Below are 18,252 nucleotides of genomic sequence, written 5' to 3' on the forward strand. Positions count from 1 at the left end.
GACACCACGCTTAATCGACGTGGTGATATTCTATCACACCTTTTTTTTGCTGCGAGCTTAAAGTAGATGAATATTAAGAAAATATAAAAGCAGCCAATACACTTTAGTGCGGCTGCTTTTGTGGTTGGAGAGGGTCTTAATCAGGAAGTGAACTATTTATTTTTTAGTTCGGTAATTACTTGCTCTAAGCCTACATCAGAAATACGTTGAATGATCTCTTTTTGCTTAGCGCTTAAAAGCGAAATACCTTCGGCAACAATGTCGTATACTTTCCACTGTTGGTCTTTACCTTGGCGTAGCTTAAAATGCAGATCAATCACGGGCGCGTTTGGCTCAATAATTTGCGTTTTAACCGTCGCGTACTCAGAGTCGCTTTTAGCGGTATCTTGTTCAAATACCACTTGCTGGCCGGTGTACTTCATTAGCGCACCTGCGTAAGTACCTGTTAAATAATGCTCTACTGCATCAATAAAACGTACAGCTTGCTCGCGCTCAATGCCTTTAATGTGCTTACCAAGCAATTTAAACGACACAAACTTAATATCTATGTTTGGCATTAAACGCGTCTCTACAATGCGCGCCATATCGGCTTTGCTTGCATCGCCTTTTGCATTTACTTTTGCAATATCGCTAAAAAGCGTATCGGCAACGCCCTCAAGCATATGTTGAGGCGACTGCGCCGTTTGCGCAAATAACGCGCTGCTAAAAAAGGCAGCAGCAATAAAAATAGTGTTAAAAAGTTTCATGAGCGTGACCATGTGTGTGATTAAGATGTGGCTAAATTACGCGATTTTAAGCCACAAAAACAGACACAAAAATGCACCTTATTAATGCCAAAACAGCACCAATTAAATAAACTATTTATTTTCAACTAGTTAAGCCTTCCCTGTTAACACCCCATAAACAAGCGGCATTTTGTCCTCATTGAAAATGTGAATGGCCCGCCCTTATCATTTATTTACTCATTCGACTCACACACCAATTTGGCAGTTATGAAAACGGTATATAAAACTTTCACACTTATTCTATTTTTAGTTATTTCTGTATGGGGTAACACGGCGTTTGCGCAGTCTAATCATGGTTACGCCGTAGATGTTCTCAAGGGCGAAGGCAACGTGAATGGCGTAAAGCTGGCTTATCAATATCATGCCCCTAGCTTACAAAACTTAGTGGGCGATGCGCGCTTTTATTTTGAAACCAGCGTTAATATGTGGGAATACCGCCATGGTGACAACTCGCAATCTAATCTTGTTTTGGCTATGTCGCCCGTACTGCAGTTTCCTGCTTTTAGTTTTCATAATACCCCGTTTTATATTGAGGCAGGTATTGGCGTATCGCTTATTGATGAAACTAAATTTGCGGGCAAAAATATTAGTACTCACTACCAATTTGAAGACCGTATTGGCCTAGTTGCAGACTTTGGCCACACAAACGTAGCGCTTCGGGTTATTCATTACTCAAACGCCGGATTTAAAGAGCCTAACCCAGGTTTAAACTTTTTAACTCTTTCAGTGGCAAGGCGTTTTTAATCTTCATTCGGATTTAGTATCAATTTGCCACTTAAGAATGTTAAGCATTAGGGTGAATTGAAATAACTAGCCACAAAAAAGCCCTGATAAATCAGGGCTTTTTATAATTAAAATACACTACTAGCCAACTAACCAGTGCGCCATTAAGGCAATAACCGGCAGCGTAATAAGTGTACGTAAAATAAATATAACGAACAGCTCAACAATGTTTACCGGTATTTTACTACCCAGTAAAAGTGCGCCAACCTCAGACATGTAAATTAGCTGAGTTACGCTCATTGCAGCAATAATAAAGCGAGTTACATCACTTTCAATGGTGCCCGCAGCTAAAATTGACGGAATAAACATATCGGCAAATCCCACCATAATAGTTTGTGCCGCGGCCTGTGCTTCGGGTACTTGTAACCACTCTAAAAATGGCACAAACGGCATACCTAAATATTGAAATACCGGCGTGTGCTCAGCAATAATAAGTGCAAATGTTCCTACGGCCATTACAACAGGCAGTACACCAAACACCATATCAAGTGCATTATGTACACCCTCTTTTAAGGTACCTTTAAAGCCCGACGAGTTATTGGCTTTTGCTAATGCTACATCAAGTGAGTGCCCTACTAAGCTTTTACCTGTTGGGATAGCCTCAGCATCGCGATTTGGCTCACTACCATCAATAAGCAAATCTTTTTTAAAGCGAAGTGGCGGTAAGCGCGGCACAATAATAGCAGCAACTACACCGGCTAAACATACGGTGGCATAAAATGGGGCAAATAAGTGCTCTAATTTCACTTGACCTAAAACCACTAAGCTAAACGTAATAGAAACCGCCGAAAACGTAGTACCAATAATAGCGGCTTCGCGCTGCGTGTAGTGCTTTTGGTCGTACTGCCTTGCGGTCATTAAAATACCAACACTGCCATCACCTAACCACGACGCAGTACAGTCAACTGCACTTCGCCCAGGTACACCAAATACAGGGCGCATTACCTTGGTTAGCATAGTGCCTGCAAGCTCTAATAACCCAAAGTTAATTAGTAAAGGCAGTAATAAACCGGCCAGTATAAATACCGAAAACAAAACAGGTAATAAGTCGTTTAATACCAAAGCGCCTGTGTTTGCAGAGGTAATTGCCTCGCTACCTAACCCTAAATGGGTCATTAGCACAAACGCCATACCGAATAAACGCACCACTAACCACACTACACTCACATCAAATAAATGCTTTAACAGGGGTGATTGGCAAATAGCGGCGGGTTTAAATACTTTGGTGATCACCGACATAACGCCAGTAATACAAATAATGAGGGTAATAATTGCTTGCGCAGAGCCAGACATCAACGCTTGCACGCCTTTAGCCATTAACGCAATAGGAATGGTCATCCCGTCTGCGGTAGGAATGGGTGTCATAAATAAAAACACACCAATTAACGACGGTACTAAAAAAGTAAACCAAGTGCGCCACGTATAGTGCCCGCGAGGAGGTAACTGAGACATATTTTTTAATCCATAAAAACTACAAAAAGAGCAAAGCGCTCTTTTTGTAGTAAAAACTTATTATTAATTATTAAATTTTGATGCCGCGCTGAATAAGTGCTGCTTCTAACGCTTGTTGTAAACCATTCATGGTGCCAGGTTCGAGTGTTTCGCCTTTGTCATCCATCCAGGTTAAGCTTGTACCGCCTTCTTTAGTTTTGCTCACTAAAATTTGGTATTGGCCTTCTTCAATTGGAAGCTGCGCAACTTCGTCGCCCCAAATAGAATCCCATACACTGCTTTCTGGCTTGTTGTAGTCGGCAGTTATTAAGCCGGTATCGGTTTTAATCTCAACAATAGTAAACGATAGGCGCTCTAAAAAGCCCGAGAAGCGGTCGAATACTGCATCGTATGATTGCTCAGTAACAAGTGCAGCATTGCCTTTGTTATCAAAGCCCATTTCTAAAGAAATAATACCTTGGCGCTTACGGTTTTCTACTTCTAACTGACGATAGCGATAATCAAATTCAGCCACAACTTGGTTAAGCGCGCGTACTTCTAATTGCTGCTTAAGTAAATCAGTTAACGTGTCATCACCTTTAAAGTCAATAAGTTCTGCGCGCAACGAAGCAGTACGCTGATGCGATTTTTCTTCAATTGTGAATCTAAAACGCTCTTGGTTTTCGCTTACCTCATCGCCCCACAACCAGCTCTCTTCAGCTTTAATTATTGAGTACCAGTCGGTTTCGATAATACCAAGTAGCTTATCTTCTTTTGTGGTTGTTGCATTATTTTCAGCAATAACCGCTTTAATTGAGTCCCAAACAAATTCATCTAAATCAACAATGCCATCGTTTTTATCAAAGTAAATACGCGCTTGTTTATCGCCCTCTTCTACCCAGCTACCTTTAGCAACAGTTAAAACCTGTGCTGGTGGACGATAGTTTGTTGCCTCAGGGTTGTTATCGTATTGGCCCACATCCATTTTATAAACAGGATCTTGCGCTGGTTGAGATAACGATGGCGGGGTTTTAACACCTTCATGCGTACGATAATTGCGTTCGTTGTGCGCTTCATTAATAAAAACATTACACCCTGATAAACTTACCAATACACTCACTGCAAGTGCTTTTGGGATCCAATACTGCACAGATATTTCTCCTTAGCATACCCTTTAATTGTTTTACACGTATATGAGTGGGTAATACCGAATTTGGTTCAGTGTAAAATCAACATTAACTTTACATTTATTATTTGGCTGTCTAATTGCAATAAAGTTCACACCTAAGTGTTATAAAATCAATCACAACAAAAAGACAAATTTTAGCTATGGTACTTTCCTGTGCCAGTAAAAACAAGGAACACAACGCTTTAAAGCGCCTTTAATTAAGTGCCTATGTAGTTTAGGGCGCTTTTTGTGTTAAACTTCGCCGCCGTGCAACGTAGTGTATGCGCAGCGGGCTATACCAACTCGGTTGTTATATTTCAAAAAACGTAGGTATTAAACTTCATGACTGCATTTTCAAATCATCAAATTGTTTTAACCGCTATTGGCGAAGATAGACCGGGAATTGTAAGTGAACTTACACAGCTTGTAAGTGATTGTCATTGCAACATTATAGATAGCCGAATAGCCATTTTAGGCAGCGAATTTACCTTTACCATGCTGCTAAGCGGCGATATGTCGGCCATTAGCCGCATAGAGCACACCTTGCCTACTAAAGGCATGGAGCTAGGCCTACTCACCATGATGAAGCGCAGCACCACTCGCCACACCGAAAGTGAATTTTGCGCAGGCTATACCCTTGAATACACAGGGATAGACACCCCAGGTACACTGAGTAAAGTAACGCGTTTTTTTGCCGATCACCACATTAGTATCTGCTCATTAAAGTCAGACACTTACGATGAAGAAACCGACACTAAAATGCGCTGCGAAATTGAGTTTAATATCCCAGTAGAGGTTGATATAGACCAATTTAAAGTGACCTTTGAAAACCTTTCGCACAGTCTTAACGTAGATTATATTTTTAAACGTATTCGCTAAGGAGCACAGCATGAACAAAATTAGTCCATTACAAGCCGGTGATACAGCACCAGAATTTAGCTTACAAAACCATAACGACGAAACAGTCACGTTAAGTGAGCTGTTAAAAGAGCAACAAGTACTGGTGTACTTTTACCCTAAAGCCTCTACACCGGGTTGTACGGTTCAAGCCGAAAACTTACGTGATCAACAAGCGCAGCTTGCTCAATTTAACACCCGCGTTGTAGGTATTAGCCCAGACCCTATTAAGCGCCTTAAAAACTTTGAAACTAAAAAAGAGCTTAACTTTGATTTGCTCGCCGATGAAGATCACGCCATTGCTGAAGCATTTGGCGTATGGGGCTACAAAAAGTTTATGGGTAAAGAATACGATGGTATTCACCGCTTAACCTTTTTAGTAGGCCAAGACGGTAAAATTAAACACTTATTTGATAAGTTTAAAACCAAAGATCACCACCAAGTGGTTTTAGATTACTTAGCGGCAGAATAAGTTAGCTGTAAGCTGTAAGCTGTAAGCTGTAAAAAATACAAAAGCGTTGCTCTAGGGCAACGCTTTTTTATTAGCGTTTATTGAATAAAGTACAGTGACTCGTTACATAATTTATTAACCATAAGCGCCACTTGAATATATAAGCTCGTAACTGTGGCTATAAATTTCTAAAATATTGCCAAACGGGTCTTCCATGTAAATCATGCGGTATGGTTTTTCCCCTGGGTAATAATAGCGAGGCGCTTTCATACGCTTTTTACCGCCCGCGGCCACTATTTTATCAGCGAGTCCTTCTACATCAGGGTCTTGTACGCATAAATGAAATATTCCCGTTTTCCAATACTCAAAATTATTTTTTGGGTTTTGCTGATTTTTAAATTCAAATAGCTCAACCCCCACTCTATCCCCTGTTGATAAATGGGCTATTTTAAAACTGCCCCACCCAGCACCAAATACATCAGTACACATTTCACCAATCGGTGATTTATCTTCTGTTATTTTTGTAGGCTTCATAATTAAATACCAGCCCAACACTTCAGTGTAAAACTTAACGGCTTGCTCTAAGTTTGGAACAGATACACCTATATGCGAAAACGTACGCGGGTAAGGCATTGGCGAATCGGCTAAGCCATTTGCTTGCTCGCCTTTACCAGCCGCTTGCAAGTTGGCATTAGCACTTAAACTAGTAAACAGCATAGGCAGCGCCGCAGCACCCAACCCAGCTGCCGATAACTTCATAAAGTCTCTGCGGTTTAACTCTTTTTTACTCATGGCATGTTCCTTAACGACAAAGGCGTTAAATGTAATTAAAGGGGATTAATTAGCCATAATAAATGCATATAGTGAGGACAAAAAATTATCAAATATGATATTAATGATTACGTTTTGTGATGGTGAGAGCTGTAATATTTTTATTATTTTACTGGGGTTCTATAAATATTTAGGCTTTGGAATACATTATCTGCAACTAAAAAATTAGGTATAACATCTACGAGCAAAGCGCCTGATTTCAACGCAACCTTTATACTTGCCTCGTTTCTCTCTAGGCACCTAAATTCGATAAATTTAACATGAGTGCTCGTGAGTAGCTGCGGAGCTTTTGAAATGATTTGACTAATAATCCCGTTACCATGCGCGTTTTGAGCTAGCCAATAGCCTAATTCAGCAACTGCCGAATCGGGACATATCGATTTAATGGCAAATACACCACAAAACTTACCTTTAAAGTTTATTTTGAACCATCGTGAACCACTTTTTCCGCTATTTACTCGTTCAAAAATATATTTATGGGCCGACGCTATGTCAGATACATCTTTAACCCAGTAAAGATATTTTGCTAAATCAATACGGTTTTCATTAACTAATCTTAAAACATCAGGAGCATCACTTTCTAATAAAGGTGATAGCTTTATGTCTTTTGATATTTTTATATGTAAATACTTTTCCATTTAACTTTTGATCTCCTTATATCCTTAATTACACTTTAAAATACCCAACATAAACTTTAAGTGGCTAAATACCAATCTATTTGATAAAAAGATAAAAAAAGGAGAATTTAATTTTGAGTAAGGCAATCAAGTTTAGAGTGTATTTAGTCGCATTGATTATATGTGTTATTGGCTTTATGTTTTCACCAGCGAGTAGCCAGTTTTATACAAACCCGTTTTATATTGGCAGTTTTATTTTTGCAATCGCGTTAATTGTGAATGTTATTAATTACTTTTGCCCAAATTGTAAGAAAAACCAGGTAATGCAATCAGCTACTAGCTATCGCCTGCCAAAAAATAAATGCTATCACTGCGGGGAAGAAATTAATTAGCCTTTTCGGATGGCGCTTTGCTTATCCGACCTACGCGTTTAAATAAGCTGGTGTGGTGGTTTATATAAAGAGTGAGCAATGGAGTTGTGGTGTTGGGTTTCGTTTCACTCAACCCAACCTACTAGAGAACCTGAGGGGTCAAATCTTGGCTTCATACATCATAAATTAATTAGCTATTTATATTTGTCGAAACTTAAATAAGTTACTGCGTCGGGTGGCGCTTCGCTTATCCGACCTACGCGTTTAAATAAGCTGGTGTGGTGCTTAATATAAAGAGTGAGTAATGGAGTTGTGGTGTTGGGTTGAGTTTCGTTTCACTCAACCCAACCTACTAGAGAACCTGAGGGGTCAAATCTTGACTTCATACATCATAAATTAATTAGCCATTTATATTCGCCGAAACTTAAATAAGTTACTGTGTCGGATGGCGCTTCGCTTATCCGACCTACGTGTTTAAATAAGCTGGTGTGGTGGTTTATATAAAGAGTGAGTAATGGAGTTGTGGTGTTGGGTTTCGTTTCACTCAACCCAACCTACGAATTAACGCCGAGCAGCTTATCGCTTACAGCTAAGCACTTACAGCTGCCCTTGCGCTTTAGCTAATCCCTAAATACTTATGTACCTGCACCGATAAGCGCCAGTTTTTGGCAATACAGGTGTCGATGGCTAATTTGGTGGCTGACACTTTTTGGCTGATTGGCTGTAAGTATACAAGCTTCGGGTTAACGCCTGTTTTGGCAAATAGCGCTTCAAGCTCTTCTACGTGCTTTTGCATCGCTACTGGGTGCTTTATCTCGTTGGCGCGCTTCATGGTGCTGGTAAGTACTTCGTAGCCGCCGCGCATGTTAATTTTAGGCGATACGGTAACCCAGGTTTGCTCAGGGGCAAGTATTTCAAAGGTGCCGCTGGTTTCTATTTGTGTCGTAAAGCCGTTATCGTGCAATAGCTTACACACTGGGTTTAAATCGTACATACACGGCTCGCCGCCGGTAATTACAACATGCTTGGCTGTATAGCCACGTGATTTAAACAGCTCAAGTACTTGCTCGGCGCTGGCATCGGCCCAATGATCTGAATCGGCTTTTTTTTCTACCGTTTCATCAAGCGATACTTTGTACACGTTATCGACTTCCCAAGTTTGTTTAGTATCACACCATGCGCAGCCCACTGGGCAGCCTTGCAAACGCAAAAATATTGAGGGTGTGCCGGTAAAACTTGCTTCACCTTGGATGGTTTCAAACACTTCATTAATTTTGTACAAAAGAGATCTCACTTACTGCCTAGCTGCAAAATTGCTACTATAAAAGACGAAAAAGCGCTGCCCAAAAATTGTTATTTAAGCTGCGGCCGTGTAGTATATCGCGCCCTGATATAAACCTCTATTAAAACTAAAGAGCAATCCAGATATGACGCAAAAAGTAGTTGTTATTTATTCCGGCGGTATGGATTCGTTTACCGTATTAAATAAAGCCTTACAACAAGGCCATGATGTTTATGCCCTTTCATTTGACTATGGTCAGCGTCATGTTAAAGAGCTTGAAGTGGCTGCAAACGTGTGTGAAAAACTTAATGTTCCACATAAAATTGTAGATATATCAGCTATTAACCAGCTTATTGGTGGCTCATCACTGACTGATGATATTGATGTACCAGAAGGTCATTACGAAGAAGAAAGCATGAAAAGCACCATAGTGCCTAATCGTAATATGATTTTGCTTTCGCTGGCGGTTGGTTACGCTGTGTCTTTAAAAGCGAGCAAAGTATATTATGGCGCGCATTCGGGGGATCATGCTATTTACCCTGATTGCCGTCCTGAGTTTGTGCAAAAAATGGATGATGTATGTCGTATTGCTAACTACGACGCTGTAGAAATTTTTAGCCCGTACTTAAATAACACCAAAATTGATATTTTAACCGATGGCATAAAAATGGGCTTAGACTACAGCCAAACATGGACTTGTTATAACGGACGCGAAAAAGCCTGTGGTAAATGTGGCGCCTGCCAAGAACGTTTAGAGGCATTTTCGCTTAATAACGTCACTGATCCAATCGAATACGAATAACCGCTAGTTACGGGGTTTTCAGTGAAAGTACGGTTAATTTATTAGCGCTGAACGCAAAAAGGCTATCATCTCGATAGCCTTTTTTGTATTTGCTTGTAAATTACAACCAGCGTTTTACTTTGTTTTTATACTCTGTGAATTCTTGGCCAAATAATTTGCTAAGCGCCCGCTCCTCAGGAATTATTTGAAAAAACGTTAAATAAGCAATAAACCCAGCAACACATAAAAGTGCCCACAGCGAACTAAGCCAAATACCCCAGCCAGCTAAAATAAACGCAAAGCCTACATACATAGGATTACGTGAAATTTTATATACGCCACTGGTTACCAACTTTGATGCTTGCTCGGGCTTATTTGGATTAACTGTGGTACGTGCAAGTTTAAAGCTCAGCACTCCGGCTATACAAAATGCGCACCCTATAATGACTAAGCTTGCTGCTAGGTAGGCAATAAACGCTGTAAAATCAATCACACTGTAATGGGCTATTAACGCCATTATGCCTGCAAAAACGAGCACGACAATAACCGGAGGTATTTTATTATTTAACATAGCAACTCACTGTATTGATTATAAAATAAGAACCTATAAGTCTGTAAACACTATACCCGTTTGCATTAATACACAATTAAATACAAAGTTAACGCTGGCATAGAGCACGTTAAAGTGCTGATTAAAGTCACACGGTTTAATCTCAAATAGACTTATTAATTATGCCATTAGTTATTAAACAATAACGCAGGTGTATCAATGATGAACACAACTCCACGCTGTAATCGACAAATAAAGTTACAATTGTCAGGTTTAACCGCTGCTAAATATGGTTATACTTTATGCAACAGTTAAAACTATAAAAAGGAAGTGGTTATGTCAGGCACTACAATGATAGTACTTATTGTGCTTATATCGGTTGGCTCTGGAGTTATTTACGATATGTACAAAAAGCACCTTGAATTTAAACACAAAATGCAAGATAGCAACCAAGATGCAAATAAACAACTGGCCGAGGTAAGTGCGCAAGTGGTTGCTTTAAAAGAGCGCGTGCAAACGCTTGAGGCCATAGTGACAGACTCAAGCTACACCACAAAAGAAGAAATTAACCGCCTTTAAAAACGATATAAATGTGCATTTTCTGGCTGCTCTATACCGTGGGCAGCTAAAAACCCATCTATAGCTTGGCCGCAACCTTGTGGCGCACGCGAACTATCAATTTCAAAATTAAGCTTATTTGCATGTTGCTTGCCAAGTGAGCACAGCCCCAACACTTTTGGCGAGCGCATTGCCACACTAAGAGCACCTATTTTTTCTACGCAATTGTGTTTACTAAATCGGGCAAACCCTTGGTATTTAAATTGCTCACTCACATACTCATTACTAATATCAACCAGGGCATTAATAAGGCCATGTAAAAAGCTATTTGCGCTGCTATCACTGGTTAAAAATGCAAAGGTTTTATTATTAAATTCTGTAAGCTGACAAGTGTCGCAGTGTAATTTTAAGGTGTATAACCACTGCTGCGAGCTTATTTGCTGCAAAGCACTTAGCGATACCTTAGCACCTGCAAATACTACCCGTTTTAATAACTGCTCAATAGTACAATGTTGCTCATTGCTCTGCGGCGCGTGTGCAATAACAAGCTCTGCATTTTGTGCCATAACCGGTAAATCATGATGATTATTAAATGGCGTGCTGGTGGTATTATTGCTGTGAGTAAGTTGAAACAGCTCTCTTACCTCGTGCTCTCGCGCTATTTTAAGCGCTAAAAACGCTGTTTGAATAAGCTCGGAGGTTGGTAAGTTTTCCTCTACTATCCAGCGCCTGCCAAACAGTAATTTTTTTGCTGTGCCCTCACCCGCGTAACTACTGGTTTTGTAATTATCGGGGCTGAGTACGGCAACTTGTAAATAAATTTGCTGATCTTTTTGTGCAGCAAGCACTCTAAAGTGCGCTGAAAAATTAATATTTTCTAGTACTTGATTAACGCTTTGTAAGGTGTGTTTATAGCGTAAAAAGTGCTGTGGAACTATCCAGCTGTTATTAGCAAGTTGCACTAATGGAGCATACGAAATTGGCTGCTCGTAGCTGTTTTGCCATTTTTGCTCTGCACTGAGCAGCGGCTCAATGCGACTTTTTTTATCTGACATACATAAACCAAATAAACTCGCGCAAGGCGATATAATCTATGTTGATGTTACGTTTTTGCGCCTTGCATTAGATCACACTATTAGAGCTAAATAAGCCATTTTTAAGCGTCGCTGAGTTTTTTATAATCTGTTATAACTTTTTGATAATAAAGCTCATCTTTATTAAGCATTTTATTATAATGAGTGAGTAATTGTTTAAGGTATTGCCTGTGCGATGCATTATTTAAATCCCACATGCTGTTACCAGTAGATGTGAGCAACGTTGTGCTACGTTGACTTACCTCTATAAGCTCATAATAGCGGTTGTTTTCAGTGATTAATTGCTCGCTTTCAAGGCCAAAGCCTAATTTGGCTAAACCACTGCGCAAATGATAAGTATGGTGTATAGGGCAAACTATAAAGCGGGTGCTTGCTACAGATGCAGCGCAATTGTTTTTAATAATGCCAGTAACAAGTTTTAGTAACAGCTCGCCGCCAACACCTGCAATAACCACAGTATTTAACGCATTTGGAACGAGCTTTATTTCTCTTACATCTTGGCAATGTACTTTATATTGCGCATCACTTGGCAGTGTTTGGCTAATATTTGTAAGGTGCTCGCTCAGCTCGGCCATTATTTTATCTACCACATCTACAAAATTAACCTGTTTTGCAGCGCGGCGCTTTAATAGTGCAATGCCTAAGTAACCATGATCGCAGCAGCAATCCCAAATAACATCAACGGGGTTAGTAATTAACGCATTAATTGCGTTTAAACGCTTACTCAGTTTCATTTAATACCAATTAGCTTAATTAAGTGATCTATTTTGAGGCTGGAAAAACGTGTTGATAGCTAGGCAAAAAATTCGCTATTTAGTTGTTCTAAATGAGAGTTTTTTAACACAGATAGCGACACGTTTAGCCCCTTAAAATGATTAAGTATTATTGCGAATTGGTATAAGTTGCGGTATGCGCCGTTTTATACACTAACGCTTTTAAGCTTTTATTGCTGTCTACTTCTACAAAACGGGCCGTTGGTGCAAGGCGCTTAACAAATTCTATTGCTCCTTGGGTGTGCTCGTTTATTAAAGCTTTAAACGCATCTTCGCTAAGCTCTGGGCTATTAGCGCATAATAAAAGCTGTGTGGTATCGCACAGTAGTTCGGGCAATCTGCGCAGCACCTTTTGATAATCTTTAGTTAGAATAAAGCTGCCCTTTTGAAAGCTTGGCGGGTCTACAATAATTAAATCAAACGGCGCTGCTTTTTTTAATTTACCAAACGACTTTAAAATATCGTGCGGTAAAAAACTCACTCCGCGCTCGAAACCATTAAGTTGGTGGTTTTGCTTACCTACTTTAAGTACGCCTTTGCTCATATCCATGTTCATAACGTGATCAGCCCCGCCTTGCATTGCCGCAAGCGAAAAACCACACGTGTATGAAAACAAATTAAGTACTTTTGCATGTTTACTATTGGCAGAGACAAACTCACGGCCACTTCGCATATCGGGGAATATTCCGGTGTTTTGGCGGCTTGTTAAATCCACTAAAAAACCAATGCCGTTTTCTTTTACCACATGTGGCGAGGGAAGATTACCATGCACTAAACGATTACTGCTTTGTACACCCGCGCGCTGTTGATACACCAATGCAGATATTAATTCAGGGTGATGCTGCTGCGCCCACGCCCAAAGGGTACTGGTCAGTGTATTTAACGTGGCTTCGTCAATTTCATCGTACGAAATTAAAAACAAGCTTGGCGGATAAAAGTCTAAATTAATATGGCTTAGCGATGCCACGCTATGGCCGCGACCATGAAATACGCGGCATAGTTCGTTTTGTAGTAATGGCGCATCTTCAAGCGCGCTTATTAGGGGCGAAAAATCGGGTGTCATTTAGTTAATCAACTGTTGTTGTAGTTCGTGTATTTCGTCGCGTACAGACGCGGCTTTTTCAAATTCAAGGTCGCTGGCATAAGCATGCATTTTGCTTTCAAGCTGTTTAATTTGTGTGGCAATTTCTTTCGCACTGAGTATTTTTTTAGACTCTTTACGCACCAGTTTAAGGTTATCTTGTGGTGCGGCTTCTTCGCCCACATCCATAATATCGGTGATCTTTTTAACCAAGGCTTGCGGCTCAATGCCGTGCTCTATATTAAAGGCGTGTTGTATTTCGCGGCGGCGCTGGGTTTCGCTAATCGCTTTTTCCATCGATTTAGTGACTTTATCGGCGTATAAAATGGCGCGCCCATCAAGGTGACGTGCAGCACGGCCAATAGTTTGAATAAGCGAACGTGCTGAGCGTAAAAAGCCTTCTTTATCGGCATCTAAAATGGCAACTAGCGCCACTTCTGGCATATCTAAGCCTTCTCGTAATAAGTTAATACCCACTAACACATCAAACACACCCGCGCGTAAATCACGAATTATTTCAACGCGTTCTACTGTGTCTATGTCTGAGTGCAGGTAACGCACTTTTACATTGTGCTCGCTTAAGTAATCGGTTAAATCCTCAGACATGCGCTTGGTAAGCGTAGTAACCAGTACTCGCTCACCTTTTTCTACACATTTATAAATTTCTGAGAGTAAATCATCTACTTGAGTGCCTACAGGGCGTATTTCTATTTCTGGGTCTAACAGGCCTGTTGGGCGTATAACTTGCTCTGCTACTTCGCCTGCGCTGCGCTCTAATTCAAAATCACCCGGCGTTGCCGATACATAAATAGTTTGCGGTGCTATGGCTTCAAATTCTTCAAAGCGCAATGGGCGGTTATCCATCGCCGATGGCATTCTAAAGCCATATTCAACTAGGTTTTCTTTACGGCTTCTATCGCCTTTATACATGGCACCAATTTGCGATACGGTTACGTGCGATTCATCGATGATCATCAATGCATCATCAGGAAGATAATCGAGTAATGTGGGTGGTGGATCGCCCGGTGTACGCCCCGACAAATAACGGCTGTAGTTTTCTATGCCCGAGCAATAACCAAGCTCGGTCATCATTTCTATGTCGTATTGCGTTCGCTGCGCTATACGCTGCTCTTCTACTAATTTATTGGCACTTAATAATTGTGCTCTGCGTTCTTTAAGCTCAGCTTTTATTTTTTCTATGGCATCAAGAATTTTTTCGCGTGGCGTTACATAGTGCGTTTTAGGGTAAATAGTAGCGCGAACTATGTGTTTTTCTAACGCACCAGTAAGGGGATCAAAAATACTAAGGCGCTCTATTTCGTCATCAAACATTTCTACGCGTACTGCATAGGTGTCTGACTCGGCAGGAAATATATCAACAACTTCGCCACGCACACGGTAAGTACCACGGCTAAAGTCAATGTCGTTACGGGTATATTGCAGCTCAGCTAAGCGGCGCAGCATATCGCGTTGGTCGACCTGCTCGCCTACTTTTAAAAGCAGCATCATTTTCATGTATGAGTCGGGGTCGCCCAAACCATAAATAGCCGACACAGAGGCCACTATTATGGTATCGCGGCGCTCAAGCAATGCCTTAGTAGCACTTAAACGCATTTGCTCTATGTGCTCATTAATAGAGGCATCTTTTTCTATAAACGTATCGCTGGCAACCACGTAGGCTTCTGGCTGGTAGTAATCGTAGTAAGATACAAAATACTCAACTGCATTATTAGGAAAAAACTCTTTCATTTCTCCATATAACTGCGCGGCAAGTGTTTTATTATGCGCCATTATTATTGTTGGGCGATTTAAATCGCTAATAATATTGGCCATGGTAAATGTTTTACCTGTACCTGTAGCACCGAGTAAGGTTTGATGCGCAAGCCCGGCTTCTAAGCCTTCTTCAAGCTGTTTAATCGCTGTGGGTTGATCGCCCGCGGGTTTAAATTGTGACTTTAGCTCAAAGTGATCACTCATTCATTTACTCCGTTACCGTGTTACTGCATATTGCATCTAGCTCTTTTACAAACCATTTGTACGCGACTAACCCTGTGAATACATTACCGATTGCAGCGCCAATAAATAAACCAATCAAACCACCTAGCATACTGCCTACATAAGCAAAAGGCAGGTAGAAAACAAACAAACGAATAATACTTAAAAACAATGCATTCATAGGTTTGTGTAAAGCATTAAACGATGAATTTGATAAAATGATCACCCCTTGAAAACCATAACTTAGCGGTATGGTGTATATAAAGAGCTTAATAACATCGATTACAGCTTGTTCTTTACCAAATAATTGGCTTATTACCCCTGACAGCGCAATGAGTAAAATATAAATAGCAAATTGCCATATCATCACAAATTTAAGCGTACCAATGTACGCCTCTTTTACGCGGCCTAATTTACCCGCCCCAAAGTTTTGGCTAACAAAAGGAGGCAATGTCATCGACAAAGCCAGCACTAAAATACTGGCAATTGATTCAATACGGCTGCCCACACCAAAAGCGGCAACCGCTTCGGGTCCATGATTGGCAACGAGTGCGGTCATCACTGCCATTGCTACTGGAGTAAGCATGTTAGCCCCCGCTGCGGGTAAACCTATTTTAAGTACTTTTTTAATTGCACTTGCCGCAGTTTGATTACCGGCTTTTAAGCTTAATAGCCGCTTTTTAACGCCCAGCACATATAAAATAATAATAACCGCTACGCCCCAGGCAATAACACTGGCAATAGCGGCACCTTGAATGCCTAATGCCGGTACTGGGCCCCAGCCAAATATCAAAATAGGATCGAGTATGGCATTAATAAGCCCTGCCCCACCCATTACTATGCTGGGTGTTTTAGTATCGCCACTGGCTCGCAATACCGAATTACCTATCATGGGGGTAATTAAAAATACGCTGCCAATAAACCAAATATTCATATACTCATGAATAAGTGGCAGCACTAATTGTCCGGCCCCTAATAAAGTGAATATTGGGTCGATTAGTAAATATCCAATAAACGAAAGTAAAATAACTAATAGTAGCGCCACAATAAGCGACACACTGGCATCAAATCGCGCCTCTTCTATTTTATTACTGCCTAAGGCTTTCGCTATCACCGCTGATGTGCCAATACCTAAACCTATGGCTAGGCTTATTACCGTAAAGGTTACCGGAAACGTAAAGCTTACCGCCGCAAGGGGCTCTGTGCCCAACATACTGATAAAAAATGTATCGACTATATTGAACATCATTAGCGTGACCATGCCAAATATCATCGGAATGGTCATTTTTTTCAATGTAGGCAAGATGGGATCGTTAAGTAAATCTGGGCGTGATTGAGAATGTGAAGTTTCGCGCATGGAATAAATAAGCCTCTTTTACTGAGCGAGCCATTTTAAAGCATCATAGCAATTCAAGCCACGGATTTATCAATGGATTTCATACTAATAATAAAGCAACAATTAAAAAAATAGCTAAAGTTGAATTTTTAAGCATTTGTGCACAAATACGCCCTTAGAGCGCCAAAAAACAATAAGTGAACATTTTTATTACTTTTTTAACATTTAACCCTGCAAATTCGCTGAATTTTTACACAGCGCGGTATTAATCTTTATCGTAACGAATTAATTTACTCATCGTTGCATGGTAATTCAGCATGCATTTATAACCCTATGTTTTTTATAGTAATAAAAAAATCGTTTTAAAAGCTTGAAATCGTTGTAGCGCCCTAAAACTCTGGTCGGGACAGTGTTCTTAAAGTTTCATAAACAGAGTTATCCACAGAAACCGTGGATAACTCAGCTCAGCCCGCATTTATAAAGGCTTGCGCGCTGGCTAAAATTCAGCTCAGGTCCTACCTTTGTTCAAAGTTAAAGTTAAAAACTTATCAATGCTTGCAAACAAAAAATTAAGCTAAGCCAAATCTTTGTGCCTAATACAGCTATAAGTGACTTAATTAGTTTACGCAAATATTTAGCAACTTATTGATTGTTTTGTTTTTGTACAGCTTTTTAAAATAAAGTTTTCAGCCACGGCTTTATTAGTTTAACCCCTCTTAAATACCGTAATACGAAAAAACTACCCTGCTGGATTTTTTAAAAAGATCTGCTAGCTAAATTTATACTCGGTTTTATGACAACCAGGTTAAATACAAATTTACTGATTTGCCGCGATAAATTTTGTCTCAGCGGCATTTTTTACACATAAATTAAACAATGGCTATTTTATGGGCGCTGTTTTTTTCACATTGGTGTGAGTCTAAATAGAGATTTACCGCCGTGTTTTGCATAAATAGAGTTATAAAATGCGCAGATCGAACATAAAAACAACGAATAAACTTCTTTTTTAAATTTATGACTTTTATATGTTGACACTTTGCGGCTCCATCATTAATATTTCGCCCCGTTGAAAGGCATGACGCTTCCCCCTTAGCTCAGTTGGTTAGAGCGACGGACTGTTAATCCGCAGGTCCCCCGTTCGAGTCGGGGAGGGGGAGCCAAGTTTTTCAATCATAAACGATTCCCCCTTAGCTCAGTTGGTTAGAGCGACGGACTGTTAATCCGCAGGTCCCCCGTTCGAGTCGGGGAGGGGGAGCCAAGTTTATGTTTATGATGTAGTTCCCCCTTAGCTCAGTTGGTTAGAGCGACGGACTGTTAATCCGCAGGTCCCCCGTTCGAGTCGGGGAGGGGGAGCCAAATCATAAAATGACATCTCTATTTGTTCCCCCTTAGCTCAGTTGGTTAGAGCGACGGACTGTTAATCCGCAGGTCCCCCGTTCGAGTCGGGGAGGGGGAGCCAATCATAAGA

At 40.5% G+C, this 18,252-nt stretch carries 17 protein-coding genes, 4 tRNA genes and 1 pseudogene; 9 read left to right on the forward strand and 13 right to left on the reverse strand.

The features are described from left to right. Positions 1-152 precede the first annotated feature (152 nt). Positions 153-746 carry a phospholipid-binding protein MlaC gene (locus PSH50_RS02295; protein ID WP_096041478.1) on the reverse strand — a complete coding sequence of 198 codons (594 nt, stop codon included), beginning with the start codon at positions 744-746 and terminating at the stop codon, positions 153-155. Between the two features lie 246 nt (positions 747-992). Between PSH50_RS02295 and PSH50_RS02300 the strand changes: the two genes are divergently transcribed. Continuing rightward, the gene (locus tag PSH50_RS02300; RefSeq protein ID WP_029772479.1) at positions 993-1,529 is read left to right on the forward strand and encodes an acyloxyacyl hydrolase; all 537 of its coding nucleotides are present in this window, start codon (positions 993-995) and stop codon (positions 1,527-1,529) included. A 120-nt stretch (positions 1,530-1,649) separates the two neighbouring features. On the opposite strand, the gene PSH50_RS02305 is transcribed toward PSH50_RS02300, so the two are convergent. Next, the gene (locus tag PSH50_RS02305; protein WP_029772478.1) at positions 1,650-3,020 is read right to left on the reverse strand and encodes a YjiH family protein; all 1,371 of its coding nucleotides are present in this window, start codon (positions 3,018-3,020) and stop codon (positions 1,650-1,652) included. 70 nt (positions 3,021-3,090) lie between these two features. Beyond that, a complete protein-coding gene (bamC, locus tag PSH50_RS02310; RefSeq protein ID WP_029772477.1) occupies positions 3,091-4,149 on the reverse strand; it encodes an outer membrane protein assembly factor BamC in 1,059 nt (352 codons plus the stop codon). 360 nt (positions 4,150-4,509) lie between these two features. Between bamC and PSH50_RS02315 the strand changes: the two genes are divergently transcribed. Continuing rightward, entirely contained in the window at positions 4,510-5,046 is a 537-nt protein-coding gene (locus tag PSH50_RS02315; RefSeq protein ID WP_029774547.1) for a glycine cleavage system protein R, read from the forward strand. Positions 5,047-5,056: 10 nt separating this feature from the next. After that, complete coding sequence (bcp, locus tag PSH50_RS02320; protein WP_273586755.1) at positions 5,057-5,536, forward strand: thioredoxin-dependent thiol peroxidase; 480 nt, start codon at positions 5,057-5,059, stop codon at positions 5,534-5,536. A gap of 114 nt (positions 5,537-5,650) precedes the next feature. Here bcp and PSH50_RS02325 read toward each other — a convergent pair whose 3' ends face one another. The 4 genes and pseudogenes from PSH50_RS02325 to queE all read right to left on the reverse strand — a co-directional run bounded on the left by PSH50_RS02325 (position 5,651) and on the right by queE (position 8,616). Then, on the reverse strand, positions 5,651-6,148 hold the full coding sequence (locus tag PSH50_RS02325; RefSeq protein ID WP_235576495.1) for a lactoylglutathione lyase family protein: 498 nt from the start codon (positions 6,146-6,148) through the stop codon (positions 5,651-5,653). An 87-nt stretch (positions 6,149-6,235) separates the two neighbouring features. After that, positions 6,236-6,307: pseudogene (locus tag PSH50_RS02330) on the reverse strand (twin-arginine translocation signal domain-containing protein); the annotation flags it as partial. A 143-nt stretch (positions 6,308-6,450) separates the two neighbouring features. Further along, on the reverse strand, positions 6,451-6,984 hold the full coding sequence (locus PSH50_RS02335) for a GNAT family N-acetyltransferase (protein WP_273586754.1): 534 nt from the start codon (positions 6,982-6,984) through the stop codon (positions 6,451-6,453). A gap of 966 nt (positions 6,985-7,950) precedes the next feature. Continuing rightward, complete coding sequence (queE, locus tag PSH50_RS02340) at positions 7,951-8,616, reverse strand: 7-carboxy-7-deazaguanine synthase QueE (RefSeq protein WP_273586865.1); 666 nt, start codon at positions 8,614-8,616, stop codon at positions 7,951-7,953. Between the two features lie 145 nt (positions 8,617-8,761). Here queE and queC point away from each other — a divergent pair, with 145 nt between their 5' ends. Then, positions 8,762-9,418: a 7-cyano-7-deazaguanine synthase QueC gene (gene queC, locus PSH50_RS02345; protein WP_004589469.1), complete on the forward strand. Its 657-nt coding sequence runs from the start codon at positions 8,762-8,764 to the stop codon at positions 9,416-9,418. A gap of 100 nt (positions 9,419-9,518) precedes the next feature. Here the strand turns inward: queC and PSH50_RS02350 are convergent, their stop codons facing one another. Further along, positions 9,519-9,968 carry an isoprenylcysteine carboxylmethyltransferase family protein gene (locus PSH50_RS02350; protein WP_029773497.1) on the reverse strand — a complete coding sequence of 150 codons (450 nt, stop codon included), beginning with the start codon at positions 9,966-9,968 and terminating at the stop codon, positions 9,519-9,521. A 315-nt stretch (positions 9,969-10,283) separates the two neighbouring features. Between PSH50_RS02350 and PSH50_RS02355 the strand changes: the two genes are divergently transcribed. Beyond that, entirely contained in the window at positions 10,284-10,526 is a 243-nt protein-coding gene (locus PSH50_RS02355) for a hypothetical protein (protein ID WP_024034198.1), read from the forward strand. Here the strand turns inward: PSH50_RS02355 and PSH50_RS02360 are convergent. From PSH50_RS02360 to PSH50_RS02380, 5 genes are all read right to left on the reverse strand, one after another. After that, positions 10,523-11,560, reverse strand: a complete 1,038-nt coding sequence (locus PSH50_RS02360) for a hypothetical protein (protein ID WP_273586753.1) — start codon at positions 11,558-11,560, stop codon at positions 10,523-10,525. The two genes, PSH50_RS02355 and PSH50_RS02360, sit on opposite strands and share 4 nt — an antisense overlap. Positions 11,561-11,661: 101 nt before the next feature. After that, entirely contained in the window at positions 11,662-12,333 is a 672-nt protein-coding gene (locus PSH50_RS02365; RefSeq protein WP_248444044.1) for a tRNA (adenine(22)-N(1))-methyltransferase TrmK, read from the reverse strand. 148 nt (positions 12,334-12,481) lie between these two features. Beyond that, positions 12,482-13,435: a class I SAM-dependent methyltransferase gene (locus tag PSH50_RS02370; protein WP_273586752.1), complete on the reverse strand. Its 954-nt coding sequence runs from the start codon at positions 13,433-13,435 to the stop codon at positions 12,482-12,484. Further along, a complete protein-coding gene (uvrB, locus tag PSH50_RS02375; protein WP_273586751.1) occupies positions 13,436-15,430 on the reverse strand; it encodes an excinuclease ABC subunit UvrB in 1,995 nt (664 codons plus the stop codon). It abuts the gene before it with no gap. Positions 15,431-15,434: 4 nt separating this feature from the next. Beyond that, positions 15,435-16,805, reverse strand: a complete 1,371-nt coding sequence (locus tag PSH50_RS02380; protein WP_096739369.1) for an MATE family efflux transporter — start codon at positions 16,803-16,805, stop codon at positions 15,435-15,437. A 1,062-nt stretch (positions 16,806-17,867) separates the two neighbouring features. Here PSH50_RS02380 and PSH50_RS02385 point away from each other — a divergent pair. From PSH50_RS02385 to PSH50_RS02400, 4 genes are all read left to right on the forward strand, one after another. Then, positions 17,868-17,944: transfer RNA gene (locus tag PSH50_RS02385), tRNA-Asn, on the forward strand. A gap of 21 nt (positions 17,945-17,965) precedes the next feature. Further along, positions 17,966-18,042, forward strand: a tRNA-Asn gene (locus PSH50_RS02390). A 21-nt stretch (positions 18,043-18,063) separates the two neighbouring features. Continuing rightward, positions 18,064-18,140: transfer RNA gene (locus PSH50_RS02395), tRNA-Asn, on the forward strand. Between the two features lie 26 nt (positions 18,141-18,166). Further along, positions 18,167-18,243, forward strand: a tRNA-Asn gene (locus tag PSH50_RS02400). Positions 18,244-18,252 lie beyond the last annotated feature (9 nt).

It is taken from the genome of Pseudoalteromonas sp. Angola-7, assembly GCF_028599255.1.
Classification (GTDB): domain Bacteria; phylum Pseudomonadota; class Gammaproteobacteria; order Enterobacterales; family Alteromonadaceae; genus Pseudoalteromonas; species Pseudoalteromonas atlantica.

Excerpts from the sequence above, each read along its gene's own strand:
- PSH50_RS02295 (WP_096041478.1), bottom strand. The coding sequence starts at position 746 with ATGAAACTTTTTAACACTATTTTTATTGCTGCTGCCTTTTTTAGCAGC.
- PSH50_RS02300 (WP_029772479.1), top strand. The coding sequence starts at position 993 with ATGAAAACGGTATATAAAACTTTCACACTTATTCTATTTTTAGTTATT.
- PSH50_RS02305 (WP_029772478.1), bottom strand. The coding sequence starts at position 3,020 with ATGTCTCAGTTACCTCCTCGCGGGCACTATACGTGGCGCACTTGGTTT.
- PSH50_RS02315 (WP_029774547.1), top strand. The coding sequence starts at position 4,510 with ATGACTGCATTTTCAAATCATCAAATTGTTTTAACCGCTATTGGCGAA.
- bcp (WP_273586755.1), top strand. The coding sequence starts at position 5,057 with ATGAACAAAATTAGTCCATTACAAGCCGGTGATACAGCACCAGAATTT.
- PSH50_RS02325 (WP_235576495.1), bottom strand. The coding sequence starts at position 6,148 with ATGCCTTACCCGCGTACGTTTTCGCATATAGGTGTATCTGTTCCAAAC.
- PSH50_RS02335 (WP_273586754.1), bottom strand. The coding sequence starts at position 6,984 with ATGGAAAAGTATTTACATATAAAAATATCAAAAGACATAAAGCTATCA.
- queC (WP_004589469.1), top strand. The coding sequence starts at position 8,762 with ATGACGCAAAAAGTAGTTGTTATTTATTCCGGCGGTATGGATTCGTTT.
- PSH50_RS02350 (WP_029773497.1), bottom strand. The coding sequence starts at position 9,968 with ATGTTAAATAATAAAATACCTCCGGTTATTGTCGTGCTCGTTTTTGCA.
- PSH50_RS02355 (WP_024034198.1), top strand. The coding sequence starts at position 10,284 with ATGTCAGGCACTACAATGATAGTACTTATTGTGCTTATATCGGTTGGC.
- PSH50_RS02360 (WP_273586753.1), bottom strand. The coding sequence starts at position 11,560 with ATGTCAGATAAAAAAAGTCGCATTGAGCCGCTGCTCAGTGCAGAGCAA.
- PSH50_RS02365 (WP_248444044.1), bottom strand. The coding sequence starts at position 12,333 with ATGAAACTGAGTAAGCGTTTAAACGCAATTAATGCGTTAATTACTAAC.
- PSH50_RS02370 (WP_273586752.1), bottom strand. The coding sequence starts at position 13,435 with ATGACACCCGATTTTTCGCCCCTAATAAGCGCGCTTGAAGATGCGCCA.
- uvrB (WP_273586751.1), bottom strand. The coding sequence starts at position 15,430 with ATGAGTGATCACTTTGAGCTAAAGTCACAATTTAAACCCGCGGGCGAT.
- PSH50_RS02380 (WP_096739369.1), bottom strand. The coding sequence starts at position 16,805 with ATGCGCGAAACTTCACATTCTCAATCACGCCCAGATTTACTTAACGAT.